The organism is Nocardiopsis sp. iso_25 (assembly GCF_056173305.1).
Window position 1 is genome coordinate 696,877 of record NZ_CM149667.1, and the last position, 15,984, is coordinate 712,860.

Below are 15,984 nucleotides of genomic sequence, written 5' to 3' on the forward strand. Positions count from 1 at the left end.
ACACCAAGCAACACGTAAAGGAATGCGCGAAGAAGATGGGCATTCGTAAGTACAAGCCGACGACACCGGGTCGTCGCGGCTCCAGCGTGAGCGACTTCGTCGAGATCACGCGCTCGGAGCCCGAGAAGTCCCTGGTGCGTCCGCTCCACTCCAAGGGCGGTCGCAACGGCCACGGCCGCATCACCGCCCGCCACCAGGGCGGTGGCCACAAGCGCGCCTACCGCGTGATCGACTTCCGTCGTCACGACAAGGACGGCGTGCCGGCCAAGGTCGCCCACATCGAGTACGACCCGAACCGCACCGCGCGCATCGCGCTGCTCCACTACGTGGACGGCGAGAAGCGCTACATCCTGGCTCCGGCCGGCCTCAAGCAGGGCGACCGGGTCGAGAACGGTCCGCAGTCCGACATCAAGCCCGGCAACTGCCTCCCGCTGCGCAACATCCCCACGGGTACGTTCGTGCACGCGGTCGAGCTGAAGCCGGGCGGCGGCGCCAAGCTGGGCCGCTCCGCGGGCTCGCAGATCCAGCTCCTGGCCAAGGAGGGCAAGTACGCCACGCTGCGTATGCCCTCCGGTGAGATGCGCATGGTGGAGATCACCTGCCGCGCCACCGTCGGCCAGGTGGGCAACGCCGAGCAGTCCAACATCAACTGGGGCAAGGCCGGCCGCTCCCGCTGGAAGGGCAAGCGCCCGACCGTCCGCGGTGTCGTGATGAACCCGGTCGACCACCCCCACGGTGGTGGTGAGGGCAAGACCTCCGGTGGCCGCCACCCGGTCAGCCCCTGGGGTAAGAAGGAAGGCCGGACCCGGGCCAAGAACAAGGCCAGCGACAAGCTCATCGTGCGGCGTCGGCGTAGCGGTAAGAAGAAGCGGTAAGGAGCACGTCTGATGCCACGTAGCCTTAAGAAGGGTCCCTTCGTCGACGACCACCTCATCAAGAAGGTGGAGTCGCAGAACGAGAAGGGGACCAAGAACGTCATCAAGACGTGGTCCCGGCGGTCCATGATCGTTCCGGAGATGATCGGTCACACGATCGCCGTCCACGACGGCCGCAAGCACGTCCCCGTGTTCGTGTCCGAGTCGATGGTCGGCCACAAGCTCGGTGAGTTCGCTCCCACGCGTACTTTCCGCAGCCACGTCAAGGAAGACCGCCGTAGCCGCCGTTAGCGGTTGCAGCAGCAGAAAGAACCATTTCTCCACGGTGAGTGGAGATGAATTTCCGTGAGCGAGGGAAAAGCGATGGGAACGAGGGCACAGGCACGGTTCGTCCGTGTTACGCCCCGAAAGGCCCGCCGGGTGGTGGACCTTATTCGCGGGTTGCCCGCTGACGAGGCACAGGCGGTGCTCCGGTTCGCGCCCCAGTCGGCGAGCGAGCCCGTTGGCAAGGTGCTGGCTAGCGCCATCGCCAACGCCGAGCACAACGACAAGCTGGACCGCGGGACGCTGGTGGTCGAAGGCGCGTGGGTGGACGAGGGTCCGACCCTGAAGCGCATTCGTCCGCGAGGCTTCGGCCGCGCCTTCCGGGTGACCAAGCGCACGAGCCACATCACCGTGGTCGTCGCTGAGCGCTCGGGCGCCTCGTCCAAGACGAAGGAAAGGACCCGATAGTGGGGCAGAAGGTAAACCCGCACGGGTTCCGCCTCGGAGTCACCACCGACTTCAAGAGCCGTTGGTACGCCGACAAGTCCTACAAGGACTACGTCAAGGAAGACGTCGCGATCCGTCGGATGCTGACCCGCGGCATGGAGCGCGCGGGCATCTCCAAGGTGGAGATCGAGCGCACCCGTGACCGCGTCCGCGTCGACGTCTACACCGCCCGGCCGGGCATCGTCATCGGCCGCCGCGGCGTCGAGGCCGACCGCATCCGGACCGACCTGGAGAAGCTGACCGGCAAGCAGGTCCAGCTGAACGTCTTCGAGGTCAAGAACCCCGAGATCGACGCGCAGCTCGTCGCCCAGGGCGTCGCCGAGCAGCTGAGCAGCCGCGTGGCCTTCCGCCGCGCGATGCGCAAGGCCATGCAGACCGCCATGAAGAGCGGTGCCAAGGGCATCCGCATCCAGTGCGGTGGCCGCCTGGGCGGGGCTGAGATGTCGCGCTCGGAGTTCTACCGCGAGGGCCGTGTGCCCCTGCACACCCTGCGCGCCGACATCGACTACGGCTTCTTCGAGGCCCGTACGACCTTCGGCCGCATCGGTGTGAAGGTCTGGATCTACAAGGGTGACGCGCCCGCCACCCGCGCCGAGCGCGAGGCGGCCCAGGCCGCGCAGCGCTCCGCCGGCGGCGGTGGCGGTGGCGGCGGTCAGCGCCGCGAACGCCCCCAGCGTCGTCGTCGCGGCGGTGCCGGTGGCGGCCAGCCGCAGAACGCCGAGGCCAAGGCCCCGGCCGAGTCCGCGAAGTCCGAGGGGAGCTGACCAGTGCTTATTCCTCGTAAGGTCAAGTACCGCAAGCAGCACCACCCGGATCTGCGCGGCAAGGCCAAGGGCGGCACGACGGTCACTTTCGGTGAGTTCGGCATCCAGGCCCTGGAGTCGGCCTACGTGACGAACCGTCAGATCGAGTCCGCTCGTATCGCCATGACGCGTCACATCAAGCGTGGCGGCAAGGTGTGGATCAACATCTTCCCGGACCGCCCGCTGACCAAGAAGCCCGCCGAGGTCCGCATGGGTTCCGGTAAGGGTTCCCCGGAGTGGTGGGTCGCGCCGGTCAAGCCCGGTCGCGTGATGTTCGAGCTGTCGGGCGTGCCCGAGGCCATCGCCAAGGAGGCGATGCGCCGTGCGATGCACAAGCTCCCGATGAAGTGCAAGTTCGTTACGCGGGAGGGGGAGTGATGGCCAAGTCCGTGACTGCCCATGAGCTCCGTGACCAGTCCGTCGAGGACCTGGTCGCCAAGCTCAAGGAAGCCAAGGAAGAGCTGTTCAACCTCCGCTTCCAGGCCGCCACCGGCCAGCTCGACAACCACAGCCGACTGCGTACCGTCAAGCGCGAGATCGCCCGGATCTACACGATCCTGCGTGAGCACGAGCTGGGTATCGCCCCGCTGTCTGGTGAGTCGGCGCAGGAGAAGGAAGCAGCCGAATGAGTGAGAACCAGACCGCGACCCGCAACTACCGCAAGGTGCGCGAGGGCTACGTCGTCAGCGACAAGATGGACAAGACCGTCGTCGTCGAGGTCGAGGACCGCATCACGCACGCCAGGTACGGCAAGGTCATCCGTCGCACGTCCAAGTACAAGGCGCACGACGAGGCGAACTCCTGTGGCGTGGGCGACCTGGTCCGTCTGATGGAGACCAGGCCGCTCTCCGCGACCAAGCGCTGGCGCGTCGTGGAGATCCTGGAGAAGGCTAAGTAACCCCAGCCTGTCGGCGGCCGGCACCCGTGCCGGCCGCCGATCCCGGGGGTGAGACCACCTAGCCGTGCGGCAGTGGACCGCACGCATCACATCAGGAGCAGACGTGATTCAGCAGGAGTCGCGACTCAAGGTCGCCGACAACACGGGTGCCAAGGAGATCCTTACCATCCGTGTTCTCGGTGGCTCGGGTCGGCGCTACGCCGGGATCGGCGACACCATCGTCGCCACGGTGAAGGACGCCCTGCCTGGCGCTGGAGTCAAGAAGGGCGACGTCGTCAAGGCCGTTGTCGTGCGCACCGTCAAGGAGCGCCGCCGGCCCGACGGCTCCTACATCCGCTTCGATGAGAACGCTGCCGTGCTCATCAAGGACGGTGGGGACCCGCGAGGCACCCGCATCTTCGGCCCGGTCGGCCGCGAGCTGCGTGACAAGAAGTACATGCGCATCATTTCGCTGGCGCCGGAGGTGCTCTAAGCGATGAAGATCAAATCTGGCGACGAGGTCATCGTTCTCGCCGGCAAGAACCGGGGTGCCACCGGCAAGGTCGTCAAGGCCCTGCCGAAGGAAGACCGTGTCGTTGTCGAGGGCGTCAACCTGGTCAAGAAGCACAGGAAGGCCAACCCGGCGGGCGGCCAGCAGGGCGAGGTCGTCACCAAGGAGGCCCCGATCCACGTGAGCAACGTCGCGCTCGTGGAGGACGGCAAGGCCACCCGGGTCGGCTACCGCTTCGAGGAAGACGGAACCAAGGTTCGCGTCTCCCGCCGCACCGGTAAGGACATCTGATGACGGTTACCAACGACATCACCGCCCCTCCGATGCCGCGGCTCAAGGAGAAGTACCGCAACGAGATCGTTGCCGCCCTCAAGGAGGAGCACGGCATCGGCAACATCATGCAGGTCCCCGGTCTGACGAAGATCGTGGTCAACATGGGTGTTGGCGAGGCGGCTCGTGACGCGAAGCTGATCCAGGGCGCGGTCGCCGACCTGTCGGCGATCACCGGCCAGAAGCCGCGGATCAACCGGGCCAAGAACTCCATCGCGCAGTTCAAGCTGCGCGAGGGACAGCCGATCGGCGCCAGCGTCACGCTGCGCGGCGACCGGATGTGGGAGTTCCTCGACCGGCTGCTCTCCCTGGCCCTGCCCCGTATCCGGGACTTCCGTGGCCTGTCCCCGAAGCAGTTCGACGGGAACGGCAACTACACCTTCGGGCTGACCGAGCAGGTCATGTTCCACGAGGTGGACCCGGACAAGGTCGACCGGCAGCGTGGGATGGACATCACGGTCGTCACCACCGCCACGACCGACGAACAGGGCCGCAGCCTGCTCAAGCGGCTCGGTTTCCCGTTCAAGGAAGCCTGAGGGGTAAGCACACATGGCCAAGAAGTCCCTGATCGCGAAGTCGCAGCGGAAGCCGAAGTTCGGCGTTCGCGCGTATACTCGATGCTCGCGGTGCGGCCGCCCGCGCGCCGTCTTCCGGAAGTTCGGCCTGTGCCGTATCTGCTTCCGTGAGATGGCCCACCGGGGCGAGCTGCCCGGTATCACCAAGTCGAGCTGGTAGTTTCCGGCGGGGCCGACCGTTCGCCCACCCCTGGGTGCACGGAGTCGGCCCCCCGAAGCGCCACCCTCGGCGCGAACAGCGTCCGTGACCGCACGATGCGGCACGGTCCGGCAACATCCAACCACCAGGGCACGGCAGTCCCGAAGGGGACCGCGGTGCCCACGACCACGCCGTAGGTCCGTTTGTGCACCTTCGCGGGAGTACCCGCGCAAGGGCAGGCTCTGGGAAAGCCCGCACTCGGAAACCGCGGTGAGGAAGGGCCAGTCGGCCATGACGATGACCGACCCGATCGCAGACATGCTCACGCGTCTGCGCAACGCGAATTCGGCTTACCACGACACCGTGGCGATGCCGTATTCCAAGATCAAGGCGCACATCGCCGAGATCCTCCAGCAGGAGGGCTTCATTCAGGGCTGGCGGACCGAGGAGGCCCCCGTGGGCCAGAACCTCGTCCTGGACCTGAAGTACGGCCCCACCCGGGAGCGTTCCATCGCGGGCATCCGCCGGGTCTCCAAGCCCGGTCTGCGGGTGTACGCCAAGAAGGAGAACCTGCCGCGGGTGCTGGGTGGCCTCGGCGTGGCGATCATTTCGACGTCCGGCGGCCTGATGACCGAAAAGCAGGCCAAGAAGCGTGGCGTGGGCGGCGAAGTCCTCGCCTACGTCTGGTAACAGGGAGAGATTGAAGCATGTCGCGAATCGGTCGACTGCCGCTCTCGGTCCCCAAGGGCGTCGAAGTCACGATTAACGGGCAGGACGTCACCGTCAAGGGTCCGAAGGGCGAGCTGAAGCACACCGTCGCCGAGCCGATCACCGTGTCCCTGGAGGACGGGGTCTTCACGGTGGCGCGTCCGGACGACAAGCCGGAGAACCGCTCGCTGCACGGTCTGACCCGTGCGCTCATCGCCAACCTCGTCGAGGGCGTGGCCAAGGGCTACACCAAGACGCTGGAGATCCACGGTGTGGGTTACCGCGTCCAGGCCCGCGGCTCCAACCTGGAGTTCTCGCTGGGCTACAGCCACCCCGTCGTGGTCGAGCCCCCCGCGGGCATCAGCTTCCGCGTGGAGAAGCCGACCATCCTCCACGTCGAGGGCATCGACAAGCAGCTGGTGGGCCAGGTCGCCGCGAACATCCGCGGTCTGCGCAAGCCTGACCCGTACAAGGCCAAGGGCGTGCGGTACCAGGGTGAGCACATCCGCCGCAAGGCCGGAAAGGCTGGTAAGTAGGCATGGGTAGCACCGTGAGCCGCAAGCGGACCACCAAGCGCGCCACCTCCCGTGCGCGCCGCCAGTTCCGCGTCCGCAAGAAGGTCGTGGGTACCGCCGAGCGTCCGCGCCTGGCCGTGTTCCGCTCCTCCAAGCACATCGTCGCGCAGGTCATCGACGACACCAGGGGTCACACCCTGGCCGCCGCCTCCAGCGTCGAGGCCGACCTGCGCGTTGACGAGGGCACCAAGTCCGACAAGTCCGTCAAGGTCGGTCAGCTCATCGCCGAGCGCGCCAAGGCCGCCGGTGTCTCCTCGGTCGTCTTCGACCGCGGTGGCAACCAGTACGCCGGTCGTATCGCCAAGCTCGCCGACGCGGCGCGCGAGGGCGGGCTGGAGTTCTAGCGATGACCTCTGCAACGGCCAAGATCAACCACGAGAAGAGGAACCACTGATGGCTGCAGCACCGCGGCGCGGCGCCGGTGGCGAGCGGCGTGATCGCCGTGACGATCGCCGCGGCGGCGCCGCAGACAAGGGTGTCTCCTACATCGAGAAGGTCGTGACCATCAACAGGGTCGCGAAGGTCGTCAAGGGCGGCCGTCGCTTCTCCTTCACCGCCCTGGTCGTCGTCGGCGACGGCAACGGCATGGTCGGTGTCGGTTACGGCAAGGCCAAGGAGGTCCCGGCCGCGATCGCCAAGGGTGTCGAGGAGGCGAAGAAGAACTTCTTCCGCGTCCCCCGCATCCAGGGCACGATCGTGCACCGGGTCCAGGGCGAGGACGCGGCCGGCGTCGTCCTGCTCCGTCCGGCCGCCCCGGGTACCGGCGTCATCGCCGGTGGTCCCGTGCGCGCCGTGCTGGAGTGCGCCGGCATCCACGACGTGCTGAGCAAGTCGCTCGGCTCGTCCAACCCGCTCAACATCGTGCACGCCACCGTGGCGGCTCTGAAGGGCATCAACCAGCCCGAGGAGATCGCCGCCCGCCGTGGCCTGCCGATCGAGGACGTCGCCCCGGCTGCCATGCTGCGTGCTCGCGCTGAGGCGAAGGCAGGAGCCTGACCATGGCCAAGCTCAAGATCACGCAGACCCGCTCCAAGATCGGCGGCAAGGTGAAGCAGCACGCTGCTCTCCAGTCGCTCGGTCTGGGCCGGATCGGCAAGTCCACCGTCCGTGAGGACCGCCCTGAGGTTCGCGGGCAGATCACGATCGTCGCGCACCTCGTCTCTGTCGAGGAGGTTGCCGAATGAGCGACTACAACCCCGACGAGCTGCTCAAGCTGCACCACCTGCGTCCCGCCCCGGGCTCCAACAAGGCCAAGATCCGCAAGGGTCGCGGCGAGGCGTCCAAGGGCAAGACCGCCGGTCGCGGCACCAAGGGCACGAAGGCTCGTAACACCGTCCGCCCCGGCTTCGAGGGCGGGCAGATGCCCCTCATCCGCCGGGTGCCCAAGCTCAAGGGCTTCAGCAACGCCCGGTTCAAGACGACCTACCAGGTCGTCAACCTGGACCGGCTGAGCGAGCTCTACCCCGAGGGTGGCGAGGTCACCGTCGAGAGCCTGGTCGCCAAGGGCGCGGTTCGCAAGAACCAGCCCGTCAAGGTGCTGGGCACGGGTGAGATCTCCGTCGCCGTGCAGGTGAGCGCGCACGCGTTCTCCTCCTCGGCGAAGGAGAAGATCTCCGCCGCCGGTGGCTCCACCACCGAGGTGTAGGGGTCTTCCCCGCGATGAAGCGACTGGGGGCGTCCGCCCGGCAGGTCTAGGACCGGCTGGCGGACGCCCCCGCGTGTTGTGAGCGGTGATCGTTATGACTCACGAACTCAACTGCGGAGTGATCACTGTTACAGTGCCATCTGTTTGAGTTCACCGCTTGACGTACTGTGAATACTTCCGAGCAACGGGCGACCGCCCGGAGCTGACGTTCTACGACGATTCAGGATCGGCCGCGATGTCTGGAACCCGTTCCGCCGCCGAAGCTGCGCAGGAGGAGACGTGCTAGGTGCGTTCGTTCGTGCATTCCGCACGCCCGACCTGCGCAACAAGCTGCTGTTCACACTGTTCATCCTGACGATCTTCCGTCTGGGCTCGGTGATCCCGGCGCCGGGTATCAACTCCGCGGCGATCAGGGACCAGATGGAGGCGATCACCTCCTCGGACCAGTCCGGTGTGTACGCGCTCGTCAACCTGTTCAGCGGCGGTGCCCTGCTGCAACTGGCGGTGTTCGCGCTCGGGGTCATGCCGTACATCACCGCGAGCATCATCATCAACCTGCTCACGGTGGTGATCCCCCGTCTGGAGGCCCTCAAGAAGGAGGGCCAGTCCGGGCAGAGCAAGATCACCCAGTACACCCGCTACCTGACGCTCATGCTCGGTGTCCTCCAGGCCACCAGCATCGTCGCCATGGCCCGGACGGGCGCCCTGTTCCAGGGGGCCATCCCGGTCAGCTCCTACATGCCCAACCAGGACATCCTGACCCTGGTGACCATCGTGTTCACGATGACCGCCGGTACCGCCATCATCATGTGGTTCGGCGAGCTCATCACCGAGCGCGGCGTGGGCAACGGCATGTCGCTGCTGATCTTCACCCAGGTCATCGCGATGTTCCCCTCCTCCATGGTCGCGCTGTTCCAGGAGCGCTCGATCTGGGTCTTCTCCCTCATCTGCATCGCCGGCCTGGTGCTCATCACCGCGGTGGTCTTCATGGAGCAGGCCCAGCGCCGCATCCCGGTGCAGTACGCCAAGCGCATGGTCGGCCGCCGCATGTACGGCGGCAGCTCGACCTACATCCCGCTGAAGGTGAACCAGGCGGGCATCATCCCCGTGATCTTCGCCTCCTCGCTGCTGTACCTGCCGCAGCTGCTCGTGGGCCTCATGGGACAGGACTCCACGCACCCCGTGGTGACCTTCGTGCAGGACTACTTCCTCACCGGCACCCACCCCGTGTACATGGCGACGTTCTTCGTCATGATCATCGGCTTCGCGTTCTTCTACGTGGCGATTACCTTCAACCCCGCTGAGGTCGCCGACAACATGAAGAAGTACGGTGGGTTCATCCCGGGTATCCGACCAGGGCGTCCGACCGCCGAGTACCTCGACTACGTGCTGACGAGGCTGACGACCCCCGGATCCCTGTACCTGGGTGTGATCGCTCTCCTGCCGATGGTCGCCCTCGGCGCCACCGGCGCCAGCGCGAACTTCCCCTTCGGAGGGACGAGCATCCTGATCATGGTCGGCGTCGGGCTGGACACGGTGAAGCAGATCGAGAGTCACCTCCAGCAGAGGAACTACGAAGGTTTTCTGCGATAAATGCGAGCAGTATTGGTGGGGCCGCCTGGGGCCGGCAAGGGCACCCAGGCCCAGATCCTCGCGTCCGAGCTGTCGATCCCCAAGGTGTCCACGGGTGACATCTTCCGGGCCAACGTCAGCGGCAAGACGGACCTCGGCAAGAAGGCCAAGGAGTACATGGACCGCGGTGACCTCGTCCCCGACGAGGTCACGAACGCCATGGTCAAGGACCGACTGGCGCAGGAGGACGCCGCCGAGGGGTTCCTGCTCGACGGCTTCCCGCGCAACGTCCCGCAGGCCGAGACGCTCAAGGGCATCCTCGCCGACCTCGACACCACCCTGGACGTCGTCCTGGAGCTGAGGGTCGACGAGGAGGAGGTCGTCAAACGCCTCTCGGGCCGCCGCTCGTGCCCCGAGTGCGGCCAGGTGTACCACGTGGAGTACGACGCCCCGAAGATCGCGGGCAGGTGCGACAACGAGGGCGCCGAGCTGTACCAGCGCGACGACGACCGCGAGGAGACCATCCGGCACCGCCTGGAGGTCTACCGCGAGCAGACCGCTCCGCTGGTGCAGTTCTACGAGGCGGAGGGCCTGCTGGCCACCATCGCGGCCACGGGGACCGTGGACGAGGTGACGGCCCGTGCCAAGGCCGCCATCGACAAGGTCGGGGCCGGCTCCTGATGTTCCGCAAGGCCGATCCGGACGTGCAGATCAAGACTCCGGAGCAGATCGCCATGATGAGGGCGGCGGGCCAGGTCGTGGCCCGCGCCCTGGACACGCTCCGGGCCGCGGTGCGGCCCGGAGCGTCGACCCTGGAGCTGGACTCCCTCGCGGAGAAGGTCATCCGCGACGCGGGCGCCGTCCCCTCCTTCAAGGGCTACCACGGCTTCACGGGCTCCATCTGCGCCTCGGTGAACGAGGAGGTCGTCCACGGCATCCCCAGCGCGCAGCGGGTGCTGGCCGAGGGCGACATCATCTCCATCGACTGCGGGGCCGTCCTGGAGGGCTGGCACGGCGACTCGGCGATCACCGTCGCGGTCGGCGAGGGCCGCCCCGAGGACCTGCGCATGATGGAGGTCTGCGAGGAGTCCATGTGGCAGGGGATCGCCGAACTGCGTCCGGGCAGGCGCCTGGGTGACATCGGTTACGCGATCGGCGGCCACATCTCCCGCAACGGCGGCTACGGCAACGTCCGCGAGTACGGCGGCCACGGCATCGGCACCGAGATGCACATGGACCCGCACGTGCTCAACTACGGCAAGCGCGGCAAGGGCATGAGGCTGGTCGAGGGCATGTGCCTGGCGATCGAGCCGATGACCACCCTGGGCCGCCACGACGTGGTGCAGCTCGACGACGGCTGGACCGTGGTGACCCGCGACGGCGGGCGCGCCGCGCACTTCGAGCACACGGTCGCGGTGACCGCGGACGGGCCCGTGGTGCTGACCGCGCGCGAGTCCGATCGGGATAAAATCGCCGACATGGGGTTCGTCCAGCCGACCTGGTAGGGGTCTCCTCCCGTGCGGAGCGCGGGGGCCGCTTCCGGGTGAAGATGCGAGGTGCGCGCAGTGTCCGACCCGGTGCCGTCGATACGAACGTCCGACGCGGAACGCGACCGCGTGGCCCAGCTCCTCCAGGAGCACTTCGCCCAGGGGCGGCTGGACCACGAGGAGTTCACCGACCGCCTCGGCCGCGTCTACAAGGCCAGGACCACGGGTGAGCTGGCCACGGTCACCAACGACCTCCCCGAGCGCGACCTCGCCGACATCCGCGGTGCCGCCTCCCGGGACGAGGATTTCGCGGTGACCCCTGCGATCAGCATGCGCGACCCGGTTCTGATGGTGCCGTGGGCCCTCTACGCGGGGGTCAACATCCTGTGCTTCGTCATCTGGCTGATCCTGTTCCTCACCACCGACTACGACTACCCGTGGTTCCTGTGGGTCATGGGGCCGTGGGGCATCGTGATGGGCATGGTGACCGTGGGGGTCCTGGCCGGGCAGAAGCACCACTCCGACGGCGACGGGACGCCCTAGGTCCGGGGTCCGTGCCCGCCCTCGTTCCGGTGCGGTAGGGTGCTCCGTTCGGCGGTCAGGAGCACTTGCCGGAAGGGGATAGACTGTCCATGCCCATACGCGGGCTGTTGGGTCAGTCTGCCTTCTTCGCGCCACGTCCTCCAACCGACGTTCGCCTTTTGCAGTTGGCCTGAACTTCCAGTGTCCCTCGGCGTCGGTGACGGCCATCCGCCGTTGCCGGGGCCGTAGCGTCATGCGGGGCCACTGGGGTCGCGTCGGGTTGTCCTGATCAACCAAACGATGAGCGAGGCGTGGAAGGACATGGCCAAGAAAGACGGCGCCATCGAGATCGAGGGTTCCGTTGTCGAGTCCCTACCCAACGCTATGTTCAAGGTAGAGCTCGACAACGGGCACCAGGTCCTTGCCCACATCAGCGGCAAGATGCGGATGAACTACATCCGTATTCTCCCCGACGACCGCGTCGTCGTGGAGCTGAGCCCGTACGACCTCACGCGCGGGCGCATCGTTTACCGCTACAAGTAGCCCCTCACGGGCCTCGCGGCCCGGGAGAGTATGAGTTCGGAGTCACCATGAAGGTCAAGCCGAGCGTGAAGAAGATCTGCGCGAAGTGCCGCGTGATCCGCCGTAACGGCCGGATCATGGTCATTTGCTCGGACCCGCGGCACAAGCAGCGCCAGGGTTAGTCACCCCCGCTCCGCTCGCCGCGGCTTCACACACCGCGATCGGCCCGGCCGGTGCGCCAGCACCGCACCGGGCGCACGACACAACGAAAACCTGTTCCGACTCCCGCCGCCAGTGCGGCGCGGGAGCCACCCCCGGTCGGAGGCCGGGGCCTCGTCGATTGGGCGACGAGAGGGTGGAACGGGCCAGACCTCCGCATAGGGCATTAGGAGTCTCGCCCACATGGCACGTATCGAAGGCGTTGACCTTCCCCGCGACAAGCGGGTGGAGATCGCTCTCACGTACATCTTCGGGATCGGGCGCACCCGCGCCCTGGAGACCCTGAAGAGCACCGGCGTCGACGGCAACACGCGCGTCTACGAGCTGACCGAGGAAGACCTCGTCAAGCTGCGCGAGTGGATCGGCTCCAACTACCAGGTCGAGGGTGACCTGCGCCGTGAGGTGCAGGGCGACATCCGCCGCAAGATGGAGATCGGTAGCTACCAGGGCATCCGCCACCGCCGTGGGCTCCCGGTCCGCGGTCAGCGCACGCAGACCAACGCGCGCACCCGCAAGGGCAAGAAGAAGACCGTGGCCGGTAAGAAGAAGGCCGGTAAGAAGTAGTCCGCTCGGACTGGACTGTAAACACGCGTCCGGGAACGACAACGGACCGATGATCTCTGGGAGTTTCGCTCATGCCGCCTAAGGGCCGTCAGGGTGCCGCGCGCAAGGTGCGCCGCAAGGAAAAGAAGAACATTGTCCACGGGCACGCTCACATCAAGAGCACGTTCAACAACACGATCGTGAGCATCACCGACCCGACCGGTGCCGTGATCTCGTGGGCCAGCTCCGGCCAGGTGGGCTTCAAGGGTTCGCGCAAGTCGACCCCCTACGCCGCGCAGATGGCCGCCGAGGCCGCTGCCCGCCGCGCCCAGGAGCACGGCGTCCGCAAGGTGGACGTCTTCGTGAAGGGCCCGGGCTCGGGCCGGGAGACCGCCATCCGCTCGCTCCAGGCGACCGGGCTGGAGGTCGGCTCCATCCAGGACGTGACGCCGGTTCCGCACAACGGCTGCCGTCCGCCCAAGCGCCGCCGGGTCTGATCCCGCACCGGCGCCCGCGCACCTACCCGCGCGGGCGCCGCGCCTGGTTCCGCGCGCTCCCCTGAGAGGGGCCCGCGCGGACGGGGTAGGAATCCGAGTAGCGGACACCGATGTGGTGTCCGCCGGGTGGCCGTCAAATAGCGGGCGGCCATGTGGAAGGGAAGACACGGACCATGTTGATCGCACAGCGTCCCACGCTCACCGAGGAAGCCTCCTCGGACCTGCGCTCGAAGTTCGTCATCGAGCCGCTGGAGCCGGGCTTCGGCTACACCATCGGCAACTCGCTTCGGCGCACCCTGCTGTCCTCCATCCCCGGCGCGGCTGTCACGAGCATCCGCATCGAGGGCGTCGAGCACGAGTTCACCACCGTGCCCGGTGTCAAGGAGGACGTCACCGAGATGATCCTCAACCTCAAGGGCCTGGTCGTCAGCTCCGAGCACGACGAGCCGGTGCTGATGTACCTGCGCAAGCAGGGCCCCGGTGTGGTGACCGCCGCGGACATCGCTCCGCCGGCCGGTGTCGAGGTGCACAACCCCGACCTGCACATCGCCACGCTCAACGGCAAGGGCAAGCTGGAGATGGAGCTGACGGTCGAGCGCGGCCGCGGTTACGTCTCGGCGACGCAGAACAAGCAGGCGGGACAGGAGATCGGCCGCATTCCGATCGACTCCATCTACTCCCCGGTCCTGCGTGTGACCTACAAGGTCGAGGCCACCCGTGTCGAGCAGCGCACCGACTTCGACCGCCTGATCGTCGACATCGAGACCAAGCCGGCCATCCGTCCCCGGGACGCGGTCGCCAGCGCGGGCAAGACCCTGGTCGAGCTGTTCGGTCTGGCGCGTGAGCTCAACGTCGACGCCGAGGGCATCGACATGGGCCCGTCGCCCACGGACGCCGCCCTGGCGGCGGACCTGGCGCTGCCGATCGAGGACCTCAACCTCACGGTCCGGTCCTACAACTGCCTCAAGCGTGAGGGCATCCACAGCGTCGGTGAGCTGGTTGCCCGCTCCGAGCAGGACCTGTTGGACATCCGCAACTTCGGTGCCAAGTCCATCGACGAGGTCAAGCAGAAGCTCGTCGACATGGGCCTGTCGCTGAAGGACTCCCCGCCCGGATTCGACCCCAGCTCGGCGGCCGACTCCTACAGCTCCGAGGACGACGAGGGCGAGTCCTTCGTCGAGACGGAGCAGTACTAACCGACCTTCGTCGCCCACATGGTCCCCGGCCGAGTGCGGCCGCGGACCGCATCACTAGGAGAACGACACCATGCCCACGCCTACCAAGGGCGCCCGTCTGGGTTCCGGGCCCGCTCACGAGCGGCACATCCTGGCGAACCTCGCCACCTCGCTGTTCCAGCACGGCCGCATCCGCACCACCGAGGCCAAGGCCAAGCGCCTGCGCCCGTACGCGGAGAAGCTGATCACCCTCGGCAAGCGCGGTGACCTGCACGCCCGCCGCCAGGTCCTGACCAAGATCACGGACAAGGCCGTCGTGCACGAGCTCTTCACCGAGATCGGCCCGCGCTACGAGAACCGTCCCGGTGGCTACACCCGGATCACCAAGATCGGTCCGCGCAAGGGCGACAACGCCCCGATGGCCGTGATCGAGCTGGTCGAGGCCCTGAGCGCCCAGGCCGCGGCCCCGGCCGCCCAGCCCGCCGCGCAGGAGCCCGAGGCCGAGGAGCCCAAGGCCGACGCGACCGCCGTGGCGGACGAGGCCGGCGACCAGCCGGCGGAGGACACCACCTCCGACCAGACCGCCAAGGCCGGCGAGACGGCCCAGGCGGAGGGCCCGGCTGACGACAAGTAGCGTGCGGGGCGCGGGGGCGCCGACGCGTCCCGCGCACGCACCGCTCGGCGAGTGCCCGATCCCCGCGGGGGTCGGGCACTCGTCTTTTTCGTGGACGCGGAGGAGTGGCGGGTAATGGACGAGACGACGGTCCGGGTGCGGTTGGACGTGGCCTACGACGGCACGGACTTCTCCGGGTGGGCCGCGCAGCCGGGCCGGCGCACGGTGCAGGGCGAGCTGGAGGCGGCGCTGGCGCGTGTGCTGCGCCTGCCGGAGGTGTCGCTGACGTGCGCGGGGCGCACGGACGCCGGTGTGCACGCGCGGGGGCAGGTGGCGCAGGCCGACATCCCAGCGCGCACGTGGGAGAGCGAGGGTGAGCGCGTGCTCCGGCGCCTGGCCGGGGTGCTGCCCAAGGACGTGCGGGTGCGCGCGGCGCGGCTGGCGCCGCCCGGGTTCGACGCCCGGTTCTCGCCGCTGTTCCGGCGGTACCTGTACCGGGTGAGCGACGGGCCCTACGGGGTGGACCCGCTGCTGCGGCGGGACGTGCTGTGGCACCGCGGCCCGCTGGACGTGGACCGGATGAACGCGGCGGCGGAGCGCCTGGTGGGCGAGCACGACTTCGCGGCGTTCTGCAAGAAGCGCGAGGGCGCGACGACCATCCGGGAGCTGCTGCGCCTGGAGTGGGCCCGGGTGGACGAGCACCTGCTGCACGGGACGATCCAGGCGGACGCGTTCTGCCACAACATGGTGCGCGCGCTCGTGGGCGCGCTCCTGGCGGTGGGCGACGGGCGCAGGGACGTGGACTGGCCGGGGAAGGTGCTCGGCGCCGGTACGCGGGACTCGTCGGTGCACGTGGTGGGGCCGCAGGGACTCAGCCTGGAGGAGGTGCGCTACCCGGCCGACGAGGAGCTGGCCGTGCGCGCCTCGGCGACCCGCCGCGTGCGGGAGCTGCCGTGCCGGGGCCACTCGGCCTGAGGAGGCCGCGGCCCCGGGGCCGCGGGAGTTTCGAGGGTGCGGGCAGCACG

The 15,984-nt window shown here is 67.8% G+C and carries 28 protein-coding genes; all 28 read left to right on the plus strand.

Features of this window, described 5'->3' with window-relative positions; genetic code table 11:
- The first annotated feature begins 35 nt into the window (after positions 1–35).
- The 28 genes from rplB to truA all read left to right on the plus strand — a co-directional run bounded on the left by rplB (position 36) and on the right by truA (position 15,934).
- Positions 36–875, plus strand: a complete 840-nt coding sequence (gene rplB, locus AC0VX6_RS03200) for a 50S ribosomal protein L2 (protein ID WP_013156114.1) — start codon at positions 36–38, stop codon at positions 873–875.
- A 12-nt stretch (positions 876–887) separates the two neighbouring features.
- The gene (rpsS, locus tag AC0VX6_RS03205) at positions 888–1,166 is read left to right on the plus strand and encodes a 30S ribosomal protein S19 (protein WP_013156115.1); all 279 of its coding nucleotides are present in this window, start codon (positions 888–890) and stop codon (positions 1,164–1,166) included.
- 72 nt (positions 1,167–1,238) lie between these two features.
- The gene (gene rplV, locus AC0VX6_RS03210; RefSeq protein WP_017567302.1) at positions 1,239–1,607 is read left to right on the plus strand and encodes a 50S ribosomal protein L22; all 369 of its coding nucleotides are present in this window, start codon (positions 1,239–1,241) and stop codon (positions 1,605–1,607) included.
- The gene (gene rpsC / locus AC0VX6_RS03215; protein WP_047869961.1) at positions 1,607–2,410 is read left to right on the plus strand and encodes a 30S ribosomal protein S3; all 804 of its coding nucleotides are present in this window, start codon (positions 1,607–1,609) and stop codon (positions 2,408–2,410) included. Before rplV ends, rpsC begins: the two co-directional genes overlap by 1 nt.
- Positions 2,411–2,413: 3 nt before the next feature.
- Positions 2,414–2,827, plus strand: a complete 414-nt coding sequence (gene rplP, locus AC0VX6_RS03220) for a 50S ribosomal protein L16 (protein ID WP_013156118.1) — start codon at positions 2,414–2,416, stop codon at positions 2,825–2,827.
- Positions 2,827–3,078 carry a 50S ribosomal protein L29 gene (gene rpmC / locus AC0VX6_RS03225; RefSeq protein WP_013156119.1) on the plus strand — a complete coding sequence of 84 codons (252 nt, stop codon included), beginning with the start codon at positions 2,827–2,829 and terminating at the stop codon, positions 3,076–3,078. Before rplP ends, rpmC begins: the two co-directional genes overlap by 1 nt.
- Positions 3,075–3,347, plus strand: coding sequence for a 30S ribosomal protein S17 (gene rpsQ, locus AC0VX6_RS03230; protein ID WP_013156120.1), 273 nt, complete (start codon positions 3,075–3,077; stop codon positions 3,345–3,347). Before rpmC ends, rpsQ begins: the two co-directional genes overlap by 4 nt.
- Before the next feature lie 103 nt (positions 3,348–3,450).
- Positions 3,451–3,819, plus strand: coding sequence for a 50S ribosomal protein L14 (gene rplN / locus AC0VX6_RS03235; RefSeq protein WP_013156121.1), 369 nt, complete (start codon positions 3,451–3,453; stop codon positions 3,817–3,819).
- A gap of 3 nt (positions 3,820–3,822) precedes the next feature.
- Positions 3,823–4,128: a 50S ribosomal protein L24 gene (gene rplX, locus AC0VX6_RS03240; protein WP_013156122.1), complete on the plus strand. Its 306-nt coding sequence runs from the start codon at positions 3,823–3,825 to the stop codon at positions 4,126–4,128.
- Positions 4,128–4,703 (plus strand): 50S ribosomal protein L5, encoded by a 576-nt coding sequence (rplE, locus tag AC0VX6_RS03245; RefSeq protein ID WP_047869962.1) that lies wholly within the window; start codon positions 4,128–4,130, stop codon positions 4,701–4,703. The genes rplX and rplE overlap by 1 nt, the downstream gene beginning before the upstream one ends.
- Positions 4,704–4,716: 13 nt before the next feature.
- Positions 4,717–4,902 carry a type Z 30S ribosomal protein S14 gene (locus AC0VX6_RS03250; protein WP_013156124.1) on the plus strand — a complete coding sequence of 62 codons (186 nt, stop codon included), beginning with the start codon at positions 4,717–4,719 and terminating at the stop codon, positions 4,900–4,902.
- 270 nt (positions 4,903–5,172) lie between these two features.
- The gene (gene rpsH, locus AC0VX6_RS03255; protein WP_013156125.1) at positions 5,173–5,571 is read left to right on the plus strand and encodes a 30S ribosomal protein S8; all 399 of its coding nucleotides are present in this window, start codon (positions 5,173–5,175) and stop codon (positions 5,569–5,571) included.
- Positions 5,572–5,588: 17 nt separating this feature from the next.
- Positions 5,589–6,125 (plus strand): 50S ribosomal protein L6, encoded by a 537-nt coding sequence (rplF, locus tag AC0VX6_RS03260; RefSeq protein WP_274976138.1) that lies wholly within the window; start codon positions 5,589–5,591, stop codon positions 6,123–6,125.
- Positions 6,126–6,127: 2 nt separating this feature from the next.
- A complete protein-coding gene (gene rplR, locus AC0VX6_RS03265) occupies positions 6,128–6,508 on the plus strand; it encodes a 50S ribosomal protein L18 (RefSeq protein WP_047869964.1) in 381 nt (126 codons plus the stop codon).
- A gap of 49 nt (positions 6,509–6,557) precedes the next feature.
- Positions 6,558–7,160 (plus strand): 30S ribosomal protein S5, encoded by a 603-nt coding sequence (gene rpsE / locus AC0VX6_RS03270; protein WP_013156128.1) that lies wholly within the window; start codon positions 6,558–6,560, stop codon positions 7,158–7,160.
- A 2-nt stretch (positions 7,161–7,162) separates the two neighbouring features.
- Positions 7,163–7,348 carry a 50S ribosomal protein L30 gene (gene rpmD, locus AC0VX6_RS03275; RefSeq protein ID WP_013156129.1) on the plus strand — a complete coding sequence of 62 codons (186 nt, stop codon included), beginning with the start codon at positions 7,163–7,165 and terminating at the stop codon, positions 7,346–7,348.
- On the plus strand, positions 7,345–7,809 hold the full coding sequence (gene rplO / locus AC0VX6_RS03280) for a 50S ribosomal protein L15 (protein WP_274976139.1): 465 nt from the start codon (positions 7,345–7,347) through the stop codon (positions 7,807–7,809). The genes rpmD and rplO overlap by 4 nt, the downstream gene beginning before the upstream one ends.
- Positions 7,810–8,088: 279 nt before the next feature.
- Positions 8,089–9,402, plus strand: a complete 1,314-nt coding sequence (gene secY, locus AC0VX6_RS03285) for a preprotein translocase subunit SecY (protein WP_013156131.1) — start codon at positions 8,089–8,091, stop codon at positions 9,400–9,402.
- The gene (locus tag AC0VX6_RS03290; protein ID WP_475467349.1) at positions 9,403–10,062 is read left to right on the plus strand and encodes an adenylate kinase; all 660 of its coding nucleotides are present in this window, start codon (positions 9,403–9,405) and stop codon (positions 10,060–10,062) included. It abuts the gene before it with no gap.
- Positions 10,062–10,886 (plus strand): type I methionyl aminopeptidase, encoded by an 825-nt coding sequence (gene map / locus AC0VX6_RS03295; RefSeq protein WP_274976141.1) that lies wholly within the window; start codon positions 10,062–10,064, stop codon positions 10,884–10,886. The genes AC0VX6_RS03290 and map overlap by 1 nt, the downstream gene beginning before the upstream one ends.
- Positions 10,887–10,946: 60 nt before the next feature.
- Positions 10,947–11,411, plus strand: coding sequence for a DUF1707 domain-containing protein (locus AC0VX6_RS03300; protein ID WP_274976142.1), 465 nt, complete (start codon positions 10,947–10,949; stop codon positions 11,409–11,411).
- Between the two features lie 300 nt (positions 11,412–11,711).
- Positions 11,712–11,933, plus strand: a complete 222-nt coding sequence (gene infA, locus AC0VX6_RS03305; protein ID WP_013156135.1) for a translation initiation factor IF-1 — start codon at positions 11,712–11,714, stop codon at positions 11,931–11,933.
- A gap of 47 nt (positions 11,934–11,980) precedes the next feature.
- Positions 11,981–12,094 (plus strand): 50S ribosomal protein L36, encoded by a 114-nt coding sequence (gene rpmJ, locus AC0VX6_RS03310; protein WP_013156136.1) that lies wholly within the window; start codon positions 11,981–11,983, stop codon positions 12,092–12,094.
- Between the two features lie 220 nt (positions 12,095–12,314).
- Positions 12,315–12,695: a 30S ribosomal protein S13 gene (gene rpsM, locus AC0VX6_RS03315; RefSeq protein ID WP_013156137.1), complete on the plus strand. Its 381-nt coding sequence runs from the start codon at positions 12,315–12,317 to the stop codon at positions 12,693–12,695.
- A 71-nt stretch (positions 12,696–12,766) separates the two neighbouring features.
- Positions 12,767–13,171, plus strand: coding sequence for a 30S ribosomal protein S11 (gene rpsK, locus AC0VX6_RS03320; protein WP_013156138.1), 405 nt, complete (start codon positions 12,767–12,769; stop codon positions 13,169–13,171).
- 173 nt (positions 13,172–13,344) lie between these two features.
- A complete protein-coding gene (locus AC0VX6_RS03325) occupies positions 13,345–14,367 on the plus strand; it encodes a DNA-directed RNA polymerase subunit alpha (RefSeq protein ID WP_013156139.1) in 1,023 nt (340 codons plus the stop codon).
- Between the two features lie 70 nt (positions 14,368–14,437).
- Positions 14,438–14,980 (plus strand): 50S ribosomal protein L17, encoded by a 543-nt coding sequence (rplQ, locus tag AC0VX6_RS03330; protein WP_274976143.1) that lies wholly within the window; start codon positions 14,438–14,440, stop codon positions 14,978–14,980.
- 114 nt (positions 14,981–15,094) lie between these two features.
- Positions 15,095–15,934, plus strand: a complete 840-nt coding sequence (gene truA / locus AC0VX6_RS03335; RefSeq protein WP_475467350.1) for a tRNA pseudouridine(38-40) synthase TruA — start codon at positions 15,095–15,097, stop codon at positions 15,932–15,934.
- Positions 15,935–15,984: the final 50 nt, after the last annotated feature.

Bases quoted from the DNA above. Each gene is read 5' to 3' on its own strand.
- rpsE (WP_013156128.1), top strand. From the start codon at position 6,558: ATGGCTGCAGCACCGCGGCGCGGCGCCGGTGGCGAGCGGCGTGATCGC.
- rplV (WP_017567302.1), top strand. From the start codon at position 1,239: ATGGGAACGAGGGCACAGGCACGGTTCGTCCGTGTTACGCCCCGAAAG.
- rpmJ (WP_013156136.1), top strand. From the start codon at position 11,981: ATGAAGGTCAAGCCGAGCGTGAAGAAGATCTGCGCGAAGTGCCGCGTG.
- rpmD (WP_013156129.1), top strand. From the start codon at position 7,163: ATGGCCAAGCTCAAGATCACGCAGACCCGCTCCAAGATCGGCGGCAAG.
- infA (WP_013156135.1), top strand. From the start codon at position 11,712: ATGGCCAAGAAAGACGGCGCCATCGAGATCGAGGGTTCCGTTGTCGAG.
- AC0VX6_RS03290 (WP_475467349.1), top strand. From the start codon at position 9,403: ATGCGAGCAGTATTGGTGGGGCCGCCTGGGGCCGGCAAGGGCACCCAG.
- rpsK (WP_013156138.1), top strand. From the start codon at position 12,767: ATGCCGCCTAAGGGCCGTCAGGGTGCCGCGCGCAAGGTGCGCCGCAAG.
- rpsH (WP_013156125.1), top strand. From the start codon at position 5,173: ATGACGATGACCGACCCGATCGCAGACATGCTCACGCGTCTGCGCAAC.
- rplX (WP_013156122.1), top strand. From the start codon at position 3,823: ATGAAGATCAAATCTGGCGACGAGGTCATCGTTCTCGCCGGCAAGAAC.
- rplF (WP_274976138.1), top strand. From the start codon at position 5,589: ATGTCGCGAATCGGTCGACTGCCGCTCTCGGTCCCCAAGGGCGTCGAA.
- rpsQ (WP_013156120.1), top strand. From the start codon at position 3,075: ATGAGTGAGAACCAGACCGCGACCCGCAACTACCGCAAGGTGCGCGAG.
- truA (WP_475467350.1), top strand. From the start codon at position 15,095: ATGGACGAGACGACGGTCCGGGTGCGGTTGGACGTGGCCTACGACGGC.
- rplR (WP_047869964.1), top strand. From the start codon at position 6,128: ATGGGTAGCACCGTGAGCCGCAAGCGGACCACCAAGCGCGCCACCTCC.
- AC0VX6_RS03325 (WP_013156139.1), top strand. From the start codon at position 13,345: ATGTTGATCGCACAGCGTCCCACGCTCACCGAGGAAGCCTCCTCGGAC.
- rplE (WP_047869962.1), top strand. From the start codon at position 4,128: ATGACGGTTACCAACGACATCACCGCCCCTCCGATGCCGCGGCTCAAG.
- map (WP_274976141.1), top strand. From the start codon at position 10,062: ATGTTCCGCAAGGCCGATCCGGACGTGCAGATCAAGACTCCGGAGCAG.
- AC0VX6_RS03250 (WP_013156124.1), top strand. From the start codon at position 4,717: ATGGCCAAGAAGTCCCTGATCGCGAAGTCGCAGCGGAAGCCGAAGTTC.
- rpmC (WP_013156119.1), top strand. From the start codon at position 2,827: ATGGCCAAGTCCGTGACTGCCCATGAGCTCCGTGACCAGTCCGTCGAG.
- rpsS (WP_013156115.1), top strand. From the start codon at position 888: ATGCCACGTAGCCTTAAGAAGGGTCCCTTCGTCGACGACCACCTCATC.
- rplO (WP_274976139.1), top strand. From the start codon at position 7,345: ATGAGCGACTACAACCCCGACGAGCTGCTCAAGCTGCACCACCTGCGT.
- rplQ (WP_274976143.1), top strand. From the start codon at position 14,438: ATGCCCACGCCTACCAAGGGCGCCCGTCTGGGTTCCGGGCCCGCTCAC.
- rplB (WP_013156114.1), top strand. From the start codon at position 36: ATGGGCATTCGTAAGTACAAGCCGACGACACCGGGTCGTCGCGGCTCC.
- rpsM (WP_013156137.1), top strand. From the start codon at position 12,315: ATGGCACGTATCGAAGGCGTTGACCTTCCCCGCGACAAGCGGGTGGAG.